Source organism: Planococcus halotolerans (genome assembly GCF_003289955.1).
Taxonomy (GTDB): Bacteria; Bacillota; Bacilli; order Bacillales_A; family Planococcaceae; genus Planococcus; species Planococcus halotolerans.
This window is the reverse complement of record NZ_QLZR01000005.1, coordinates 133,632-154,475: the sequence shown is the minus strand read 5'-3', so window position 1 is coordinate 154,475 and position 20,844 is coordinate 133,632. Positions and strand designations below refer to the sequence as shown.

The 20,844-nt window shown below is 46.5% G+C and carries 20 protein-coding genes; 3 read left to right on the top strand and 17 right to left on the bottom strand.

What is annotated here, in order from left to right; genetic code table 11:
* Positions 1-310: 310 nt before the first annotated feature.
* The 5 genes from DP120_RS13135 to mntR all read right to left on the bottom strand — a co-directional run bounded on the left by DP120_RS13135 (position 311) and on the right by mntR (position 4,398).
* Entirely contained in the window at positions 311-592 is a 282-nt protein-coding gene (locus tag DP120_RS13135; protein WP_112224134.1) for a GNAT family N-acetyltransferase, read from the bottom strand.
* Between the two features lie 16 nt (positions 593-608).
* A complete protein-coding gene (locus tag DP120_RS13130; RefSeq protein ID WP_112224133.1) occupies positions 609-1,580 on the bottom strand; it encodes a ring-cleaving dioxygenase in 972 nt (323 codons plus the stop codon).
* 574 nt (positions 1,581-2,154) lie between these two features.
* The gene (locus tag DP120_RS13125; protein ID WP_112224132.1) at positions 2,155-3,039 is read right to left on the bottom strand and encodes a DUF1002 domain-containing protein; all 885 of its coding nucleotides are present in this window, start codon (positions 3,037-3,039) and stop codon (positions 2,155-2,157) included.
* A 52-nt stretch (positions 3,040-3,091) separates the two neighbouring features.
* A complete protein-coding gene (locus DP120_RS13120) occupies positions 3,092-3,955 on the bottom strand; it encodes a CvfB family protein (protein ID WP_112224131.1) in 864 nt (287 codons plus the stop codon).
* A gap of 20 nt (positions 3,956-3,975) precedes the next feature.
* Entirely contained in the window at positions 3,976-4,398 is a 423-nt protein-coding gene (mntR, locus tag DP120_RS13115) for a transcriptional regulator MntR (RefSeq protein ID WP_112224130.1), read from the bottom strand.
* 164 nt (positions 4,399-4,562) lie between these two features.
* Between mntR and DP120_RS13110 the strand changes: the two genes are divergently transcribed.
* Complete coding sequence (locus tag DP120_RS13110; protein ID WP_112224129.1) at positions 4,563-4,718, top strand: lmo0937 family membrane protein; 156 nt, start codon at positions 4,563-4,565, stop codon at positions 4,716-4,718.
* A 56-nt stretch (positions 4,719-4,774) separates the two neighbouring features.
* On the opposite strand, the gene DP120_RS13105 is transcribed toward DP120_RS13110, so the two are convergent.
* From DP120_RS13105 to DP120_RS13095, 3 genes are read right to left on the bottom strand one after another with little or no spacing between them, the layout of a single operon-like run.
* Positions 4,775-5,893 (bottom strand): GNAT family N-acetyltransferase, encoded by a 1,119-nt coding sequence (locus DP120_RS13105; RefSeq protein ID WP_112224128.1) that lies wholly within the window; start codon positions 5,891-5,893, stop codon positions 4,775-4,777.
* Between the two features lie 25 nt (positions 5,894-5,918).
* Complete coding sequence (locus DP120_RS13100; protein ID WP_112224127.1) at positions 5,919-8,015, bottom strand: heavy metal translocating P-type ATPase; 2,097 nt, start codon at positions 8,013-8,015, stop codon at positions 5,919-5,921.
* Complete coding sequence (locus tag DP120_RS13095; protein ID WP_112224126.1) at positions 7,981-8,337, bottom strand: ArsR/SmtB family transcription factor; 357 nt, start codon at positions 8,335-8,337, stop codon at positions 7,981-7,983. Before DP120_RS13095 ends, DP120_RS13100 begins: the two co-directional genes overlap by 35 nt.
* Positions 8,338-8,511: 174 nt before the next feature.
* On the opposite strand from DP120_RS13095, the gene DP120_RS13090 reads away from it, so the two are divergent.
* Positions 8,512-8,931, top strand: a complete 420-nt coding sequence (locus DP120_RS13090) for a universal stress protein (protein WP_112224125.1) — start codon at positions 8,512-8,514, stop codon at positions 8,929-8,931.
* Between the two features lie 198 nt (positions 8,932-9,129).
* Here the strand turns inward: DP120_RS13090 and DP120_RS13085 are convergent, their stop codons facing one another.
* The 5 genes from DP120_RS13085 to murB all read right to left on the bottom strand — a co-directional run bounded on the left by DP120_RS13085 (position 9,130) and on the right by murB (position 14,797).
* Positions 9,130-9,492: a fluoride efflux transporter FluC gene (locus tag DP120_RS13085; RefSeq protein ID WP_240612018.1), complete on the bottom strand. Its 363-nt coding sequence runs from the start codon at positions 9,490-9,492 to the stop codon at positions 9,130-9,132.
* Positions 9,462-9,806 carry a fluoride efflux transporter FluC gene (locus DP120_RS13080; RefSeq protein WP_233786172.1) on the bottom strand — a complete coding sequence of 115 codons (345 nt, stop codon included), beginning with the start codon at positions 9,804-9,806 and terminating at the stop codon, positions 9,462-9,464. Before DP120_RS13080 ends, DP120_RS13085 begins: the two co-directional genes overlap by 31 nt.
* Positions 9,807-9,850: 44 nt before the next feature.
* Positions 9,851-12,217 (bottom strand): penicillin acylase family protein, encoded by a 2,367-nt coding sequence (locus DP120_RS13075; protein WP_112224123.1) that lies wholly within the window; start codon positions 12,215-12,217, stop codon positions 9,851-9,853.
* A gap of 91 nt (positions 12,218-12,308) precedes the next feature.
* Complete coding sequence (locus tag DP120_RS13070; protein ID WP_112224122.1) at positions 12,309-13,787, bottom strand: potassium/proton antiporter; 1,479 nt, start codon at positions 13,785-13,787, stop codon at positions 12,309-12,311.
* Between the two features lie 92 nt (positions 13,788-13,879).
* Positions 13,880-14,797, bottom strand: coding sequence for a UDP-N-acetylmuramate dehydrogenase (gene murB, locus DP120_RS13065; RefSeq protein WP_112224121.1), 918 nt, complete (start codon positions 14,795-14,797; stop codon positions 13,880-13,882).
* Positions 14,798-15,001: 204 nt separating this feature from the next.
* Here murB and DP120_RS13060 point away from each other — a divergent pair, with 204 nt between their 5' ends.
* A complete protein-coding gene (locus DP120_RS13060) occupies positions 15,002-15,526 on the top strand; it encodes a YceI family protein (RefSeq protein ID WP_112224120.1) in 525 nt (174 codons plus the stop codon).
* 480 nt (positions 15,527-16,006) lie between these two features.
* Here DP120_RS13060 and DP120_RS13055 read toward each other — a convergent pair whose 3' ends face one another.
* From DP120_RS13055 to DP120_RS13040, 4 genes are all read right to left on the bottom strand, one after another.
* Complete coding sequence (locus tag DP120_RS13055; protein WP_112224119.1) at positions 16,007-17,548, bottom strand: FAD-dependent oxidoreductase; 1,542 nt, start codon at positions 17,546-17,548, stop codon at positions 16,007-16,009.
* A 117-nt stretch (positions 17,549-17,665) separates the two neighbouring features.
* Positions 17,666-18,295 (bottom strand): FMN-dependent NADH-azoreductase, encoded by a 630-nt coding sequence (locus tag DP120_RS13050; RefSeq protein ID WP_112224118.1) that lies wholly within the window; start codon positions 18,293-18,295, stop codon positions 17,666-17,668.
* A 104-nt stretch (positions 18,296-18,399) separates the two neighbouring features.
* The gene (locus tag DP120_RS13045) at positions 18,400-19,110 is read right to left on the bottom strand and encodes a DsbA family oxidoreductase (RefSeq protein ID WP_112224177.1); all 711 of its coding nucleotides are present in this window, start codon (positions 19,108-19,110) and stop codon (positions 18,400-18,402) included.
* Between the two features lie 632 nt (positions 19,111-19,742).
* Entirely contained in the window at positions 19,743-20,669 is a 927-nt protein-coding gene (locus DP120_RS13040) for a manganese-dependent inorganic pyrophosphatase (protein ID WP_112224117.1), read from the bottom strand.
* Positions 20,670-20,844 lie beyond the last annotated feature (175 nt).

The following is a 20,844-nucleotide window of genomic DNA, read 5'->3' as shown; positions in this document are numbered from 1 at the left end:
AAACTTAGTATTTAGCCAATCAGATTTCATGTACGGTGTAGGTGGAGCTTCAATTTTAACTGGTATCGTATTCCTTATGACATTCCTATAAGAAATTGGAGGTAGTTATGAAAAACTACATAACTGAAATATAGAAAAAGCAATCCAAACCATATAAATGGCGGATTGCTTTTTTGTGTTTACTTGTCTAGGCTCCAGTGGCCCAGCTCTTCGGGTCATAAGCCAATCCAGTTGCCGTGGCAAAGAACGCCACTCTGCTGGCCTGTCTTATGCCTTGCAGAGCTTAACGGGCACTGTCGCTTTTCTGCTTTTACACTTTAACGTCCTCATATTCATCATAGCGATCAAAGACGGTCGCTACATAAGAGCAGACCGGCTCGATTTTGTATTCATTTTCACGGGCATATTCGACTGCGCGGTCAACCAGCTTTTTCGCCAGTCCCTGGTTGCGCATATTTTCATTTACAAAAGTATGTTCCACAACCATAACGTCGGCCATTTGAGTCCAAGTGATTTCACCATTGACCGTTCCATTATCTTCATTGCGGAATGCAAATTCATCCTGGCCAAGCTCCACCATTTTAAAATCCATCTTTCATCCTCCTCGATTAATGCTTATTAATACTCAACGGACGCAACGACGCTTCTATTTCAGCTCTTTTTGGCTCCAGGAATGGCGGCAAAGCCAGTTCTTCCCCTAAACTTTCCAATGGTTCATCTGTCGCAAAACCCGGTTCATCCGTGGAAAGCTCAAATAGAATACCGTTCGGCTCCCGGAAATAGATGGCTTTAAAGTAATACCGATCGACTTCCCCTGAAGTCATAAATCCGTTTTCACGTAAATATTTATTCCATTTGCTGTACTCTTCAAAAGTCTTTACCCGAAATGCAACATGATGAACACTTCCGCGTCCAGGACGTTCCGGCGGAAGATCCGGACGTTCCTCTACATGTACTTCGCCGGCAGGACCGCCTTTTCCTGTCGAATAGACAAAAATATCTTCCATTCCATCAACTTCCGATGGATAGGAACCGATTTCCTCGAAGCCCATAATTTCCGTCAATACAGTTGCCGTCCGATCTTTTTTACGGACAGTCAGCCGCACATTTCCCAAACCGACAATCGCATATTCTTCCGGAACTCCGGCTTTTGTCCAGGGAATGCCGTACTCAATGCCTCTGCCGTTGTCAACGGTCAGCATTAAGCGGGAACCTTCAAAGTCTTCAAATTCCAAAGTCTGGCGATCGAATCTTTCACGGATTTCACCGTGCGGCACCTGAAATTCCTCAAAACGCTTCAACCAGTACTGCAATGCTTCCTCACTTTTCACACGGAAAGAGGTATTGCTGATGCTCGAAACGCCAGGATAAGTGCGCCCGGCCATCGGTATATCGAAATACGTCATGTCTGTCCCCGGCGTACCTACTGCATCTGCATAAAATAAATGATAAGAGGACGTTGAATCCTGGTTGACGCTCTTTTTCACCAGTCGCATGCCGAGAATCCGCGTAAAGAAATCATGGTTTTTATCTGCATTGGCCGTAATTGCTGAAACGTGATGGATGCCTTCCAATTTCATAATAAATGCCTCCTCTAATTATCTCGAATTCGAGATATTAATTAAATAATAACATTCCCAACGCACACCAGCAAGAAAATGGCTTGCTTTTATAAGCAGTAATTTCAACTTTAGATCTTTCTACATAAAAAGCATCTTTTTCTATATTCATTCCGTTTTAGACGGATGCTTTCCGCGGGGAGCGGCCTAAGCCTCCTCATCGCTTCGCTCTTGCGGGGTCTCAGGACACGCTCTTGCTCCCGCAGGAGTCACCGTCTGTCACTTCATTTTGATGGTATTCTGAAGTAAGGTATCCCCTTCTTTACTTGAAATAAACTGAAGCGAATTTCTTAAATATAAAGCAATCTAAAGATATGGAGCAAAACAGCGAAGACTCCCAGGGGATTAGAAACAGAGTTGGTTTGCCAACTCTGTTTCTAGCGAAGTGCTGAGATCCACTCGGACGAAGTGGAACGAGTCTGAGTTAGCTCATCGCAAGCCCCCAGGAAAGCGAAGGTGTTTTGCGTAATATCGATTACAAATAATTTACAATAAAAAAGCGAACAGCCTCGGCTGTCCGCATTTTCAAATTAGATTAGTTGAACCATGAACGCACAGTGTTCGCCAGGTTTCTGAAGAATTCTTTGACGCTGTTCCAGAATCCTTCGTCGTTGACGATTGTGCCGATCTTGTCTTCAATCGTTTTGCTTAAATCTTCAAGTTGAGTCGACCATTGGGAAAAGTCGATATCCAATTGGCGGATCCGGTCCATCAGATCGATCAATAATTGACGGTCTTCCGGGCTCAATTCGATTTGCAGCTTCGACAATTGCTCTTCTACAATCTGTTCAACATCTTCGCGTGAAGCAGGATTCTGTTCAGCAATCTGCTTTTTGATTTCTGTCAGCAACTCACTTACTTTCGCTTCGTCTACGTCTTCAGCGAGTTCAGTCGCTACTTCAAGTTCATCGTTTGCGACGTCTGTCCGTTCAGGATCCAATTGTTCGCCGTTCACTTCATAGGCTTTGTATATACCTACAAGTGCTGAGTGGCCAGTTACCGGTTTTGGTGCGGCAACTTCGACTGTCGCATTCTCGATTCCTGCCGTCAGCATCGCATTGGCATACATTTCCGTCGTTACTTGTGTAATGTTATCCGGTGTTACGATTTGGATGACCAGGCCTTCGCCTTCATCTTTACGTGTAATTTTTGCTGAAGAAAACATACGCGCACGCGCGTCCCCGTCTTTGATATAAGTGACAAGGTCTTCCCCAGTGACTTCGATTTCTTCCACTTCAGCCTCTTCTTCAACACTCAGGCTTTCAGCGACACTTGCTTTTTCGTCTTCAGAGAGGTTGCCTCCGTATACTACAATCGGTACTCCGTATTTTTCATTGATGCCGACATTTGCTGCAGCCCAAGAAGGAATGAGCGTCGATACCATTAAAATCATTGCTATAGTTGCTATCAATTTCTTCATCTTTTTAGCCCCTTTCATAGAAATAATACGAATCTGCTTCAGAAAGGTTGCATTAATGCTGCTGAAGTTTGGTCCAGCCGTCTTCTTGTACAATACGGCGATCTTTGTAAAGTCGGCCCAAAGCACGTTTGAATGCAGCTTTGCTCATGCCGAACATTTCCTGGATTTCTTCAGGTGAAGATTTATCACCGAATGGCATTTGGCCGCCTGATTCAGTTAAATAACGCATAATTGTTTCTGCATCATCCGACAAGCGCTCCTGTTTACGCGGCAGCAGCGAGCCGTTTAAAGTACCGTCATCTTTCACTCCGATGATGCGCACTGTTTTTTCTTCACCGAGGCGCGGTTCTTCTTCGCGCTCAGTTTCGTGAACAAAAATCCGGTACATTTCCGGAACGGAGATCATGAATGTGCCCACTGGCAGCAAGCGATAAGCCCGCGCTTTCAAATCCTGATTATAGACAGACGTCGGCGCTTCAACATACAATTCGTTGACCTTTTCTTCCGTTGCCAGGCGTCCATATAAATCGCCGTAACGGTCTGTCCGGATCGTCATGAAAATGTGGTCGCCTTGTTGTGGCCATAGTTCTTCAAATTGCGGCAAGTCTGCCGGCAATAAATAAACTTCGCGTGTAGTGCCGATATCCACTACCGCTCCTTCGCGCTTAGAGACTTTCAACACTTTCGCCCAGCCATAAACGCTAGGCAAAATATGCGGAATCATAGGTGTTGCTGAAATGCCACCTTGGCGGTTGCGGTAAAGGAAAACTTCAATTTCTTCTCCTATTTCACGGCCTTCTTCGATTTCCGACTCGTTCATCAGAACTTCATCACCTGAACCATCTGATAAGATCCACTGGGAACCCGACCGGTCTTTAATTTGTAATACTGCTTTTTCACCTGGATGCAATGCCATAATGAAACCTCCTGTTTCGTTTAACTATTCTTTTCTTCATTTTTAAGTTTTTCCAGCATTTCGATCAGTTGCGGGTTTTCCTCAAGTACTTGTACAAGGTCAGCAATACGATTAATGGAATTCCAGCTTAAATGGTGTTCAATTCCTTCCACATCATTATAGATGCGTTCCTCCTCGACACCGATCAACCGCAAAAACTGTTCCAGCAGATCGTGTCTTTTAACCAGCCGTTTCCCTAATTTCTGTCCTTGTGGCGTTAATACCAGCCCCCGGTAGCGTTCATAAATCAGATAGCCGTCCTTATCCAGTTTCTGCACCATTTTTGTCACCGATGACGGCAGCACGGATAACGCCTCGGCTATATCCGAAACACGGGCATAGCCTTTCTGCTCTATTAATGAGTATATGATTTCAATATGGTCTTCCATACTTGGAGTAGGCAAATTTCGTTCCTCCCTAACGTAGCTAACCTTAAGTTTACTATACCCTCACCCTGTGAACAACTTAGCCTTGCTGACACTTAATACAGTTTTCTTCCGCGAAAGGTTTGCGGTGTATTTTTTGAGGGTACATATTACTATCTAAGCAGAAAGGTCGGTGAGAACACATGGCTCGTATTTTATGGATTATTCTTGTAGTTATTTTAGCAATTTGGCTTATCGGATTTTTAATGGACGTAGCAGGCGGATTAATTCACCTACTATTAATCGTAGCAGCAATCATTCTAATCGTTAACTTGATTTCCGGTAGGAAAGGCGTATAGAAGAAGAGACGGCGAGGGTAATCCTCACCGTCTCTTTTTTCGTTTATATATACCTGCTATTCTCTGACTTTCGAATAAACACATGTATCCCGTAATTTATTGTCCAGGCGGGAAATAGTTTCCTTACGGAGCATGCCTTCAAGTTTGAAGTTCAATCTTTCTGCAACGGCGCGGCTTCTGACATTGTCAGGGTCGCATCTGATTTCCACACGGTTCGCACCGAGTTCCTCAAACGCGAAACGCGTTATGCGTTCAACCGCTTCCGTCACATAGCCTTTTCCTTCAAAACGGTTGTCTACCCAGTAGCCGATTTCAAACTTCCGCACTTCCCAGTCGATGCGGTGAAGTCCGCTTGAACCGATGAACTCCCCGGTTTCTTTCTGGAAAAAATGAAGGCGGAGATCTTTTCGCAATTGGAAATCGGCCGCCGCTTCTATAAGATTCGCTTCAATCTGTTTCAAGTCTGGCTTCTTCTGCGCAAACGGCATCCATGGACGCAGCGATTCAATTGAATGCTTGATCGCTTCATAGCTGTGGATAGCATCTTCACGGCGCGGTGCACGGATCAGCAAACGCTCCGATTCGAATTCTTCCGGGAACTCAAGCAGGACAGGATTGAACGGCGCACCTGTTGGTTCCGCAATCGTATCTTCCCATAACACAGGCGTCGTCACGCCCTGCTGCCAGTCTTCGCGAGTCATGCCATATGTGACTGCATCGAAATAACGGTTTTCTTTTGCAGAAAACCAGGCTTGCCGGATATGGGCCTCTTTTACAAATCCCGTCCGTTCAAAAGCCTTGCGCATCGCAAAGTTGTCGTGGCGCGTATGACCTTCGAGCCGAATTTTCTTTTCGGGCAATGAGAAAACGAAATCTGCAGTCATTTTCAACGCTTTCGGTCCATAACCTTTTCCTCGGTATGGATCGGCAATCCGCAAATCGAATAACGGGATGTCATCCTGCAAGTCAAAAATTTTCACAAGCCCCACTTGTTCACCTTCATCGTTTTCCACCCAAAAGGTGGTTACCTGATCAGACTGGTAACCGCCTTCTTCTATCGTCTTCTGTATCAACGCGCGGACAGGGTGTTCCTGTCCGTGATATGGCCAGGAATTCGTTGTCATAAAATGGATCAGCTGTTCCTGCTCTTCCATTGTCCATTCAGTTAATTTCAAAACAAATCCTCCAAGCATACATTGCTTACTTTTGAACCTTGACCAGGCGCAGAGCATTCAAGATTACGAGCAGAGTCGCACCCATGTCTGCGAAAATCGCAATCCATAAAGTGAGCCAGCCCGGAATGATCAACAGCAAAGCAATTACCTTCAGCCCCAAAGCAAACATGATATTTTCCTTTATTATACGCAATGTCTTGCGGCTTAGTCGAATCGTATAGGGAAGTTTTTCAAGATCATCAGCCATGAGCGCAATATCAGCTGTTTCAAGCGCTGCATCAGTACCCGCTCCTCCCATGGCAATGCCGACTGTAGAAGCCGCCAGCGCCGGAGCATCATTGATGCCGTCGCCGACCATCGCCACACGGCCATATTGCTGCTGGAGCTCACGGATTGCAGAAAGTTTATCCTGCGGCATCAGCCCTGCCCGTACATCGGTAACGCCGATTTCCCCCGCGATTGCATTGGCGGTCGCCGGATGGTCCCCTGTCAGCATAATGGTGCTGCCGATGCCCATCTCTTTCAACTTCCTGATAATGCCTGGGCTTTCACTTCGGATTGCATCAGCGACGGCAATGACTCCGATAAGTTCTTCTGCCTTAAAGACGGCCATCACCGATTTGCCACCCTGCTGCAGACGGCGGGCGTGTTCAGGGATTTCAAGACTAAACTCTTCTGCCCAGAGCAAGCTGCCGATATGGATCCGCTCTCCGCCAACCTGGGCATAAGCCCCTTTGCCGGTAACCGAATTAAATCCTTTAGAAGGAAGAAGCAGATCAGCTTCTTTGCTGATGGCGCGCGCCAACGGATGCTGTGACATCGATTCAGCTGATGCGGCCAATTGGACCAGCTGCTCTTTCGTATAACCATTTTCCGGAATTGCATCCGTCATTTCAGGATACCCTTTTGTCAGCGTGCCGGTTTTATCGAACGCAACGGCGTTGATGCGGCCCGTTTCTTCCAAATGGATGCCGCCTTTGATGAGGACACCTTGTCTCGCCGCATTGCCGATTGCTGTGACGATGGCAACTGGTGTTGAAACGACCAGCGCACACGGACAGCCGACGACCAGAACAGCCAAGCCTTGATAAATCCACAGCTGCCAGTCACCTGTCACATAACCCGGCACCAATGCCACTAAAAAGGCGATGGCAATGATAGCTGGTGTGTAGTATTTTGCGAATTGGTCCACGAATTTCTGCGAGGGCGCTTTTTCCGCCTGCGCTTCTTCCACCAGGTGGATGATTTTAGCGATGGTTGTGTCTTCAACGCGTTTAGTGACAGTCACTTCAAGTGCGCCTTCTTCGTTCATCGTGCCTGCAAACACTTCAGCTCCCGGTGTTTTGACTTCGGGAATCGATTCACCTGTGATAGCCGCCTGATTGACCGCAGACTCTCCGCGCAGGACAACGCCGTCCATCGCGATTTTCTGTCCCGGTTTGACGATCAGGACATCACCGATACGTACATCTTCCGTATCCATTTCCAGCAATTCACCGTTCCGTTGGATCAAAGCACGTGCAGGCGCAAGATCCATAAGGCTGCGGATCGACTGGCGCGCTTTGTTCATTGAAAAAGATTCAAGTGCTTCACTGATCGCAAATAAAAATACGACTACCGCCCCTTCACGCCACTCACCGATTATGGCTGCACCAATGACCGCAATCGTCATCAATGTTTTCATATCAAATTCAAAACGGCTGAGGTTCATTAAGCCCGTACGGAACATGTGATAGCCGCCGACCAGCATGGAACTGCCAAACAGGCCGATTGCCCAAGGGTTGCCTTCACTTGTCTGGAAAGAAAGGATAACACCGGCAATCAGCAGCATAAACGAAATTGCGGTTTCAATCGTCTGCCGCCGTTTGTAAAAAGGCGTATGCTCAACTTTCGCTTTTTCCGGATAAACACGGATATGGTCAAACGCCCCGGCACGTTCCAATTCCTCTATGGAAACATTGCCGTCAACGGTCAGCTTCGATGCTCCGAAATTCAATTCAACCCTTTTGATGTCCGGCAGGCTGCGAATATTCTTTTCGAATTTTGCAGCACAATTTGTACAGGACAGATTTTCAAGACGGTATGTTTTAACCAATTTCCTCACCTTCTTTCGCGTGCTCATGGGCAATAGTCACAAGCTGATGGACATGCTTATCCGACAGCGAATAGTAGATTTGTTTTCCTTTGCGTTCCGACTTTGCCAATTTCCGTTCACGGAGATAGCGCAGATGATGGGAAGCGGTAGCTGTTGACCCGCCGATTACTGCAGCAATATCACAGACGCACATTTCGTCTTCTATTGTTAAGGCATAAGCGATTTTTAAACGCGTTTCGTCTGCCAAGGCTTTGAAAAGGATGGCCACATCAGCGAGATCAGTCATTTGGTTTTGCACATTTTCAACTCTTTCAGGATGAACTTTCGTAATTTCACAAATCTCTTTCATGGCGTTCCCCCCTTTCAATCAAATATTCGTTTGATTGTTTTCTTCAGTGTACCTTTTCTTTTTTTCATAGTCAAACCTTCATTTGAATGATTGGCCCCTTACATAAGAAAAAGGAAATGCACCGTTTATTGTCGAATAAATACCATAAGATTTTCAGTTGGAGGGGGAATGGAGATGTACCAGAAAATACTTTTGGCAGCGGATGGTTCGGAACACTCAAAACGGGCCGCAGCTGAAGCACTGAAAATGGCTAAGATGTTCAAAGATGCCGTTGTAACTTTGCTTTATGTGGTCGATTATGAAAAAGCCCGAGCCGAAGTGCTGAACGACAAGCTCAGCGAAGAACTTCATCATTACCGCCGGCAACTGCTTCTGCCGCTTGAAGAGATTTTCAGCGCGGCCGGTGTACCTTTTGAAACCACGACCCTTCATGGTACACCCGGACCGACAATTATAAAGCACGCCAATGAAAATGATTATGATGTCATTTTTATCGGCAGCCGCGGCCTCAATGCCTTTCAGGAAATGGTCCTCGGCAGTGTCAGCCATAAAGTGGCAAAACGAGTGCGTGCGCCGGTTATTATTGTTAAATAGAGAAAAGCGGAAACGGCCGCTCAGCTCCGACAAGCATAAGACACGCTGGCGTAGCGGCATGTTCTCAGCCGCCTAGCCAGAGGGGCTTATGACTCGAGGAGTTGGCCGTTGGAGTCTGGACAAAGAAAAGCGAAAGTGCCTGTTCGGTACACAAAAAAAGCTGGAAACAAGGCGATTGTCACCTTGTTTCCAGTTTTTTTAAAAAATCATATACGCCGCAGCGAACAAACCCAATCCGCCGACAAGATTTGCGGCCAGATAAGAAATCCCATCGAGCCACTTGCCATCTTCAAAGTCCTTTACAGCATCAAGCGACATTGTAGAGAAAGTTGTAAATGCACCAAGAAACCCGGTCAGCCAAAAAACGGATAAATTGCCGCTTCCGACAAACGCACCTATCACAAATGATCCGATAATGTTCACCAATAAGGTGGCAATTTTCGGCTGCCGCCACCGGCTTTCTGCAACCAGGTAAAACAGGTAGCGGGCCATGGCACCAAGGAATCCGCCAAGTGCAATTTCAATCAGGCTCATTCCTTCACACCCTTCCTGCCAAGCCATAATCCTGCAGCTGCTGCAGCTACTGCCGCAACCGTCATTGCGAGGCCATAAACTATTCCCGCTGCTGCAGATGACTCAAGTGCACGAAACCAATCGTTCGAGAAGGCTGAAAAAGTCGTGAACGAGCCCAGCAATCCGGTCGAGATGAACAGCCGAAGTTCAGCGGATTTTCCGCTGAGCTTCATGACTGCGAAGCCGATCAGGAAACTGCCGATGATATTAATGACCCAGAGACTGACAGTTCCCGGAACCGCTGCGTATATCCAGGCACGCAGCAACGAGCCCGCCATCCCTCCGAATCCTACTGCCAACATCCTTTTCAAATCTAACGCCCCACATCTTTTTTCCTCATTATAACTTACTCAGCTTTCAGTGTTAAGGTTGACCCTTCTGCTGAACCATCTATTGGGGTCTCGTGGTAATTGCCTTCAGCCCATTTATCTACCTGGTTATGGAAGAAATCCGATTTCATATGTCCGCTGAGCCCCGGTCCAACAATATGGTAAGCACTCGACAAATCCGAAAGGTCTGCAACGAAACGCCATGCTGCTCCGTGGTCAACATTTCCTTCTTTATCAAACGCAGCTGCCTGAACGGTGATATTCGAACCGCCAAGCGGCACAGGATCCGGGTTCAGGATGCTCTCGAAAATCGGAGATGCCCCAGCCAGCGGATGCGGGAATGTCAGTTCATGGTATTCTCCCCAATTCCAATCTTCCGGGTCTCCGCCAAACTCATCTTCAATTTCCGTTAAACTCGTTTCCAGTGCATCTGTCAGCCATTTTCCGACGCCGCCGTATTCACTGACCCACGTTCCGTCATTGCCGGCAAACGAGTCGCGCATCATCGCATCAGTAATGTGATTTTTGCCCGGCATCAAGTCATAGACATCCTCCGGGAAGCTGTCTTCTAGCAATGTATGAGGCAGCTGCTTCATCCATTTATGGAAAACGAGCGGCGCTGCCTGGTCTGCATGATCGAATTGATCCCAATTGGCAAGCAGCGCCAGCGCTTCATCGTACTCATCACTTTCTGCTCTGACCGTGTCGATCATATCTGCCAGAAATTCATCAGCGTAAAGATTTTTCTTATCCATCTGCAGCTCCATCATATCTTCCGGCGTCAACTCATCCGACGCCTCCAGCACCTCCGCTATCCGTTTGTAGCGATAAGGCTGAGCCCAGAAATCAGTTATATGGTATTCATAGGATTCGTCGACCACTTCATTATTCGCTGTGGCAATAAAACCGCTTTCGGGATTTACGACCGTCGGCAATTCGTTGAATGGCACATAGCCTTCCCAGCCATAGTCTGCAGAATCCCCGGGCACAGGCAACTGTCCATCACCTGTTTTACGGATTGGAATGCGGCCGTTCGCTTTATAGGCAATTGTGCCATCGGTTGCCGCGAAGACGAAGTTTTGTGCAGGAGCCTGGAAATCTTCTAGCGCCGTTTCAAAGTCTTCCCAATTCGATGCTTTATTGAATCCGAGTACTGCCTGCAATTCGAGCGTCGGCTCGAGCGCAGTCCATTGCATAGAGAATAGCGCTTCCGGATCTTCTTCTTCATAGAGCAAATCCGAAATGATTGGACCATGACGCGTCACGACCACTTCAAAATCCACTGTTTCGCCGTCTTTCACTTTGATCGGCTCTTCTCTTACTTCAGCTTGTTCCCATTCGCCTTCGTAACGGAATTGAGTCGGATCATCGGGGTGCGGCGTTTCGATATAGAGATCCTGGACATCGGGACCGACATTGGTAACACCCCAGGCGACATCTTCATTGTGTCCAAGAATAATACCCGGCACTCCGGCAAATATGACACCGCTGACGTTCTGTTCCGGTGACTGGAGGTGCATCTGATACCAGATTGACGGCGTACTCAATCCGAGGTGCGGATCATCTGAAAGAATCGGCATGCCGCTTTCCGTCTTATCACCAGAAACGACCCAGTTATTGCTGCCGTTGAATTCATTCGGCACAACGGATGCATCGAATTCACCAGCCACTTTTACTTGGCTGTTGATATTAGCTTCGATAATCGACGGTGCATCTTCCGGATACTCGATAAACAATTCCTTGGCTTTTGCTTCAGGGAATTCACCAAGCGCCCAGTGTCTTACGGCAAGCGAAGACCAGTTGCCCCCAAGATCGTAGGCCATGAATTTTCCGATGGCCAGTGAATCGACCGGTGTCCACTCTTCCGGCTCGTAGCCAAGCAAACTGAATTCATAACTCAGAGTATCTTCTTCCTTAGCTTCGTCTATAAAAGCGTTGACTCCTTCTGCAAACCATTCCAGCACTTGCTTCGACTCTTCGTCGTAGCCTTCCCAGGATTTTTCAGCGGCATCGCGCAAACTGAAGGTGCGGAAAAACTTATCCGTATCGAGAGCCGCTGCTCCAACTGCCTCAGCCAGCCGCCCACTTGCCTGGCGCCGCGACAAATCCATCTGGAACAAGCGGTCCTGTGCCACGACATAGCCTTGCGCACGGTAAAGGTCTGCATCCGATTGCGCTTCTATATGCGGCACGCCGATATCATCGCGGACAACGGTAACATCTTCATCCAATATGGAGACGTCAAGTTCCCCATTGATCACCGGTTTCGATTTCCCTATGTAAGCGTTAACATAAATAAGCCCTATAATGGCCACTGCAAGCAGTACTCCCAGCGTTCCCAACAACCATTTGAGCCATTTTCTTTTTTTCAGCTTTTTATCCATCTCCACTTTCTCCCCCTTTTCCATTTCTTATTTTATTCGACTAAATTCCTGAATATTCCTTTAAAAAAAGAAAAGCCCGCAAATTTGCGGGCTAGTTTACAATGTCCTCTTCACCAAGAACCATTTTCACTTTGGATACTTGTTTTTTCTCTGTCAGGACATAGAGTACGTCTCCAACTTTAAGTTTCGTTGTTCCGGTCGGCATGACCAGACGGCCGGATCGGATGATTGCACTGATCAGCGTCTGTTTAGGCAGGCCGATCGTCTGTACCAGCTGGCCGGCAAACGGTGACTTGCTCGTCAATTCAACTTCCAGCATTTCCGCATTCGCTTTATCCATCGACACCAATTCGAGTGAGTGGATGCGCTTAGGCGATGGCCGGCCGTTCAACTTCAATTTATTCGCAAAGAATGGAATTGTTGAACCTTGCAGCAAAGCCGAAGTCAAAACGATAAAGAACACGATATTAAAGAACAGGAAACTGTTATCGAGGTTAGCGAGCATGGGGAATGTCGCCAATACGATCGGTACGGCCCCGCGCAATCCAGCCCAGGACATGAACAGTTTTTCATTCAACGAGTAATCGAAGAAAATTGTCGATACGAATACGGCAATCGGCCGTGCGATAAAGATAAGCACCAGCGACAGGATGAGTCCTCTCCAGATCAAGTCCCAATCAGCCAACTGGCTTGGGAAAACCAGGAGTCCAAGAATCACAAACATCAGGATTTGCATAAGCCATGCAAGGCCTTCATTGAAACTGATGATCGAGTAACTGTGCGTCAAGTCGCGCGTGCCGATGACGAGTGCCGCCAGATAAACTGCCAACAGGCCGCTGCCGCCCAGAATTGCAGTAAAACTATAGATGAAAATAGCAAAACCGACAGATAATACGGCATATAAGCCTGAAGCATTCAGTTTGATCCGGTTGATGGTCCACGAAGCGAGCAACCCCAGTGCCACTCCAAATATTGCACCAACTCCCATTTGCAGCACAAAACTGCCGAGCATCGTAAAGACGGAGGATTCCGGAGTCAGGATCAATTGGATAAAAGCGATTGTAAGGAACATCGCCATCGGGTCGTTGGTACCGGATTCCGCTTCCAGTGTGGAAGAAATCCGCCCTTTGATGTTTTGTCCCGCAAGAACCGAGAAAACGGCAGCCGCATCGGTCGAACCGACGATTGAGCCGAGCAGCAGGGCTTCAAGAACAGAAATGCCCAAAACGAAATAGGCAGCAACCGCCACTACCGCAGTTGTTATTAGAACGCCAAGTGTGGCCAGTACCAAAGAACCGCCAAGAACAGGGCGTATATTTTTCCATTGTGTCTGCAGTCCACCTTCAAACAGAATGATGATCAAGGCAACTACACCAACCAATTGTGCCACTTCAGCATTGGAGAAATAGATAAGTCCGGAAATATCACTACCGAGGATCATTCCGATGATCATGAAGAGAACGAGGGAAGGAACTCCAGCACGTGCTGAAACTTTTGTCATCAGCACTCCCATTAACAGGAAAGCGCCGCAGATAAGGATGATTCCGTTAATTGTATAGTCTATCACCATCAGCTCCCACGATTTTTTACTATTCAATTATAGCATGATTTTGGTCCATTAAAAAAACGGGAGCCCCTGAGAAAGGGGCTCCCGCCATTCGTTTACACTGTATCGTCGCCGACGATTTTCACTTCAAGTTCCAAATCGATGCCGAATTTTTCACGAACTGCCGACTTCACCATTTCAATCGTCTGGATATAATCGTTGGCAGTCGCATTGTTTTTATTGACAATAAACCCTGCATGTTTGGTCGAAACTTCTGCCCCGCCGAATCCTTTGCCCTGCAATCCGCTCTCCTGGATCAACTTGCCGGCAAAATTGCCCGGCGGACGCTTGAACACACTGCCTGCAGAAGGAAACTCAAGCGGCTGTTTGGATTCACGCTGATAAGTCAGATCTGTCATTTTTGCATCGATGACATTCTGATCGCCTTTTTCAAGCCCAAACTCAGCTGAAAGAACGTAATAACCTTTTTTCGTGATAACACTCTTGCGATAATCCAATTCCAGTTCTTCTTTGGACAGGACCAGTTTTTCGCCAGTACTGGTCAACACAGTCGCCTGTACGATGATATCTTTTATCTCGCCGCCATATGCACCTGCATTCATCGCCATCGCACCGCCGACAGAGCCGGGAATTCCACAGGCAAATTCGAAGCCTGTCAATGTATTGGAAGCAGCGACTTTTGAAACTTCCTTGATATTGGCGCCGCCCTGGGCATATACATTCAGCCCATCGATACGGATTTCGTTGAGGCTTTTCAGGTTTAACACAATGCCTCTTACGCCTCCATCGCGTACGACCATATTGGAGCCATTCCCCAATAATAATAGAGGAATATTATTTTCATAAGCATATTTCACTGTATAAGCAGTTTCATCTTCAGTTGTCGGTGATACAAAAATATCAGCCGGTCCGCCCATTCTTGTCAATGTATGGAGATGTAGCGGCTCGTCGATTTTCACGTGGCTGTCCGCCACAAATCGGCGAAGGTCTGATAACCATCTTTCTTTCGTCATTCCAAGCAAATCCCTTCTAAACGTTTAACTTCTAATAGTATCCGATTTTATTACCCATTTGACAAGCTTTTATGATAAGTTACGTTCAAAAGTCCAATGAAATATTTATCTCGAATTCGAGAATAATTAATTAAATTATATTGACATCATAGTTTTATTGCTCTATAGTTTGGATAGATATAAAAATATTGGAGGAATTCACCTATGAAAAAATGGACAGTAGACGCAGCACATTCAGAAATCGGATTTTCTGTAAAACACATGATGGTATCAAAAGTAAAAGGCTCTTTCGCTTCATATGATGCGACAGTAGAAGCTGACGAAACGGATCTTCAAGGTGCCTTGATCGATTTCAAAGTAGACGTGGCAAGCATCAATACAAACAACGAAGACCGCGATAACCACTTGCGTTCAGCAGATTTCTTCGATGCTGAGCAACATCCGCATATCACATTCAATGCAAACGAAATCGTTAAAAAGAACGATGAGGAATATGAATTGACTGGCGACTTGACGATGAAAGGTGTTACTCGCCCAGCTACTTTCGAAGTGGAATATGGCGGCAAAGGCGTTAACCCATGGGGCGTAGAAGTTGTAGCGTTCAGCGGCGAAGGCAAAGTAAACCGCAAAGATTTCGGCCTTACTTGGAACCAGACGCTTGAAACAGGCGGCGTACTTGTCGGCGAAGACATCAAAATTACGTTGGAATTACAAGCTAACCCAGCTTAATTTTATATTTATAAAAAGGAGCTGCAGTGAATCTGCGGCTCCTTTTTTATTGGGAAAGTAAAATTAAACCGATATTCCGCAAAACAGCTTCGCTTTCCTGGTGGCTCGTGCTGAGCTAACTCGTGCTCGTTTCTCTTCGCCCGAGTGGATCTCAGCACTTCGCTTGCTCACCTGGGAGTCTGCGCTGTTTTGCTCCATATCTCAGTTTGTTTTCTATAAAGAGTAACTTTAAGACATATAAATTTAGTAAGTAGCTACTTCAATTCTATTCAATAGAAGAACGTAGCTTCAGAATGGAGAAGAACAAAAATGTGTTCCTATATCTGTATCACTTCACTATCTTTGAAACATGAGAGTACGTTGCATTGCTGCGTTGCTTTTCAAATAAAGTTCTTTTCTAAAGCGAAATAATTTCAGAAGTTATCAGTTCCATTAGAGCTGAAAAAGAACTGCAGAAAACTCTGCAGTTCTTTTATATAATTACTCTTCAATCCGCTTCAGCGGTTTGACGGCCGGGCCTTCCAGCACCTCGCCGGTATAAGAGAAGCGCGAACCGTGGCACGGGCAGTCCCATGAACGTTCCGCATCGTTCCATTTCGTTTCACAGCCCATATGCGTACAGGTGGTATCGACCAGGTGAAGCTGACCGTATTCATCGCGGTAGCCGCCGCCCGCCCCTTTAGCCGTATTAACGCTTGCACCTTCTCCTTTTTCCAGTGAATCTGGAGTTTTCATCGGTTTTTTCAATTTGCCTTTGACCAATTCCTTGGCCACGGATGCATTATCTTTCACGAAACTTGCCATGTCGACCGCCGTCATCTTCGTACGGGTTGGATCGTAAAGAGACGCGTAGCGGTTTTCATTGCCAAGAACCTGGTCACTCAAAAGCATTCCCGCGAGGGCTCCATGTGCCATCCCCCATTTCCGGAAACCTGTTGCAACCAGGATATTCTCGTAGCCGACAGTGCTTGTGCCGATGTACGGAATTTTATCGAGTGTCGACTGGTCCTGAGCTGACCAGCGGTACGGGATGTCTTCCACACCAAAATGTTCGTCTCCCCATTCCGCCAGCTTTTCGTAATTCTCAATTGTTTCACTTTTGTGCTTGCCGACACCGTGACTTTCCCCGCCAATGAGCAAAAGAGGATCGCCGTTGTCATTTGTCGCGTAACGTAAAGAACGCATCGGCATATCCGTACTGATATACATATGTTTTGGGATTTCACCTTTCACTTTGGCAGCCACTATATAGGAACGTGAAATCGACATTCTTGCGAAATACATGCCGTCTGCGTCATTAAAGGGATAATGTGTGGCTACTATCACTTTTTCACAGGACAAATGGGACATGTTTTCAGTTTGAATCACTGGATTCTTTTTGCTGAGAATTTTCTGGGCGCGTGTTTGCTCATAGATTGTGCCCCCAAGTTTTTCAAATTCCTTTACAAGCCCTGCCAGGAATTTCACCGGATGGAATTGCGCCTGGTTGCGCATTACGATCGCTTCTTTCACGGCAAACGGCAATTCCACTTCATCCTTCGCCAAACCTCCTGGAATGCCGAGCTGCTGGTACGCCTCCGCTTCCTGTTCGATCAGTTTTGCCCCAATTGCCGTATTGGCGTAGACAAAAGCATCCTGATGTTCGAAATCACAGTCGATACCGAGCTCTTCGGCTGTGTTTTTGATAAATTCCAAGCCTTCCATATTAGCATCGTAATACCTCTTCGCGTCCACCTCTCCGGACATCTTGATCAACGGGAAATAAAACAGCCCATGCTGTGCCGAGATTTTTGCCGTAGTGTAGCCAGTTACGCCGTCAATCAGTTTCCCGGCATCGATCAAGGTCACTTTTTTCCCTGCTTTCGCCAATAAATAAGCACTGATGATACCGGCTATGCCACCTCCAACAACCCCAACTTCCGTTGACTCGTTCTTTTGCAGCTGCGGATAATTCGGTATGTCTTTAAATTCGCGCCAATAGGATTCTTTCGATTCTGGAATGTTTGTGTTTTCATTCTTCATCGCCGCATGATACCTCCTAATTATTTCATTTACTTCCTATGTACCCTTCCGTCTGAAAATTAAGCGCAAAGAAAAACCCGGAAACGCATTTGCGCTTCCGGGTTGGGTTTCATTCTATTAGACTCTCACTTTTTCAAGTGACTGAGCCATTTCTTCGACGTGTTTCATGCCGTCTTCAACGATTTCCTGCGCTTTGTCAGGATACATATTGTGGCCTTCGATAATCACTTCTTCAATATCTTCGATGCCGAAGAAGTTCATGATCATGCGCACGTAGTTAACGCTCATTTCACTCGGCGCCATCTCAGGAGTTGAGTATACTCCGCCGCGGGCATTCAAGATGATGACTTTCTTTTCCGGTACAAGGCCTTGTGGACCTTCTTCCGTATACTTAAATGTCACACCAGCACGGTAGATATAATCGATGAAAGTTTGCAATGGCGCTGGAATTGTTTTATTCCATAACGGGAATGCGAATACCACAATATCAGCATCAAGGAAAGCGTCCATCGCTTTGTTCGCAGCTGTCAAAATGCGCTGCTCGATATCATTCAATTCTTCAGCTTGTGCAGATTTCTGCATAGCATCGAAGAAATCCTGCCCGAAATACGGCATATCTTCTTTGAACACGTCGAACGTTTTCACGTTCACGTCAGAACCTATATTATCCATAAATACATCGTACATTCTACTTGAAACGCCCTCTGATGCGGGACGGTTATTGGCTTTTACTACTAAAACGTTCATGAAAAACAAAACTCCTTTATTTCTAAATAATTTTTATCTCAAATTAAAGACTTCTTAATTCTAATTAATTAATGGAATCCAGTCAATTAAGTTGCTCGAGAGTCTCATTCAGATGAACAGGAATCTCCAGTGCAATAGCTTGTTTCTTTACTTCCCAACGGTTTCAAAGCTGGACGCAAACCTTCTTCGTCTGCAATTTGTTTGATGGAATCGACGAAAGCATCCAAAGGTTGAGCACCCGAAATGGCGTATTTCCGGTTGATGACGAAAAAGGGAACTCCTTGAACACCCAATTGCCCCGCTTCCGCAATGTCCTGCTCCACTTCAGACAAGTAGTCATCAGAATCCAGAACGATTTTCGCTTCATTGCGCGGCAGCCCCACTTTTTCTGCGTGATCCAATAACACATCGTGCTTGCCGATATGCTCGGCTTCCAGGAAATATGCGTTCAGCAGCTGTTCGGTTAGAACCGCTTCCCGGCCTTTGGTTTCTGCCCATTTTGCCAGGCGATGCGCAGCCAGTGTGTTCGCCTGAACCATATTGTCAAAGTCGTAGTGGAGCCCGACCTGTTCTGCATGGGACGCTACATCCTTCGTCATTTCTTTTGCCTCTTCTATAGATTGGCCGAACTTCGCAGCCAAACTTTCATATACTGAAATATTGGAATCCACAGGAGTTGCCGGATCCAGTTGGTATGCCTTGAAAGTGACTTCGGCCTGATTATTAAAGCCTGTTTTTAAAAGTGCCTGTTCAAGTGTGCGTTTGCCTATGTAACAAAACGGGCACACATAATCCGACCAAATTTCGATTTTCAACATCATTGTTCACCTCGCCCTTTACTATATCAAGCTTAAATGCAGTGCTCAATCATTCTGCTTATGGAATAGAAAAGCGACGGCGCCTGTTAAGCTCTGACAGGCATAAGACGGACCAGCGTAGTGGCGCTCCGCCACGCAGTTGGTCTGGCTTATGACCCGAAGAGCTGGGCCGCCGGAGTCTGGACACTAGAAAAGCGGAAACGGCCGTTCAGCTCCGACAGGCAAGAGATAGACCAAATGTAATTTGGGATATCTCTTTGCGACGAAGCGCAAAGCGCTGCAACGTACCTTCATGTCTCGAAGCTAGCGACAACGATGCAGAGACAGGAGCATTTGGTTTTTGATGAACTTCCGAAGCGGCGTTTTTTGCCGCACAGGAAGGGCAGCTTAAGTCCGAGGAGTTGGCCGTTGGAGTCTAGACACTAGAAAAGCGGAGGCGTCCGTTAAGATTCGAAAGACATAAGACGATTTGGCGAAGCGGCGGTCTTTGCGGCATAGCCAAAGTGGCTTATGACCCGAGAATCTGGGCCGCCGGAGTCTGGCCAAGAAACACCCTCCCCCCAAAAACCTTCATAGACAAAAAGTTACAATTTCTTACCCCAATAAAAAAACTGACTCCCCGCAGGGAATCAGCTTAATGCTTCAGTAATGACCGGTACGATTTGTTTTTTGCGTGAAACGATACCCGGAAGAAGTACACGGTTATCAACTACGCTCGATTTAAACGCACCTTCTATAATATTGGATCTTCTCCCAAGAACAATCGCTTCTGAATTATTGTTCAGAATATCCGTCACGACGAACACAAAAAGGTCGAGTCCTTTGTTGGTGACTTGCTGATTCATCAGCACTTCAAGGTCCTCCTGGCGATCCAGAACTTCAGATACATCAATCGCATTTACCTGAGCGACTTCAAAACGGTGATCCCCTGCTTCAAATTCCTTCGAATCGAGGGAAATCAAGTCTTCAAGGGTTTTATTGCTTAGATCCGCCCCTGCTTTCAGCATGGCCAAACCATATGCATCGACATCAACACCGGCGATTTCAGCCAGTTCACGTGCAGCACGGATATCTTGTTCTGTGCATGTAGGCGATTTGAATAACAGTGAATCGGAAATAATGGCTGACAGCATCAACCCTGCGATATTGGCAGGTATTTCTACGCCGTTTTCCTTATAAAGTTTCAACAGGATCGTTGTGGTGCAGCCAACAGGCTCAGCGCGGAAGAACAACGGATCTGTTGTTTCGAAATTTGCGATCCGGTGATGGTCGATTACTTCAATTACCTGTACCTCGTCGATGTCATCAGCACTTTGCTGGCGCTCGTTATGGTCGACGAGAATTACCTGGGAAGCTTCTTCTGAAACGCGCTTCACAAGACGTGGTGCCTCAAAGCCGAACTCTTTCAGGGCGAAAATTGTTTCGTTATTCATCTCGCCAAGGCGGATGGCTTCTGCTTCCATTCCAGTTTCTTTCTTGAGATATGCATAGGAAAGAGCTGAACAAATTGAATCCGTGTCCGGATTTTTATGGCCTAATACAAAAACTTTTGACATTTTTATGCCTCCTGATCAATGTTGGTTTCTGTGTAATTCTACCATAACTGTCCGTACAGCTGAACTTTCTGCGCTGAAGTAAAAGGAAATCATTCAAGTTTTAATCCCCTTTGGGAAACCAGAAAAAACAATTTGAAAAAACATAGTGCAAATTCAAATTTTATAGTATTATATG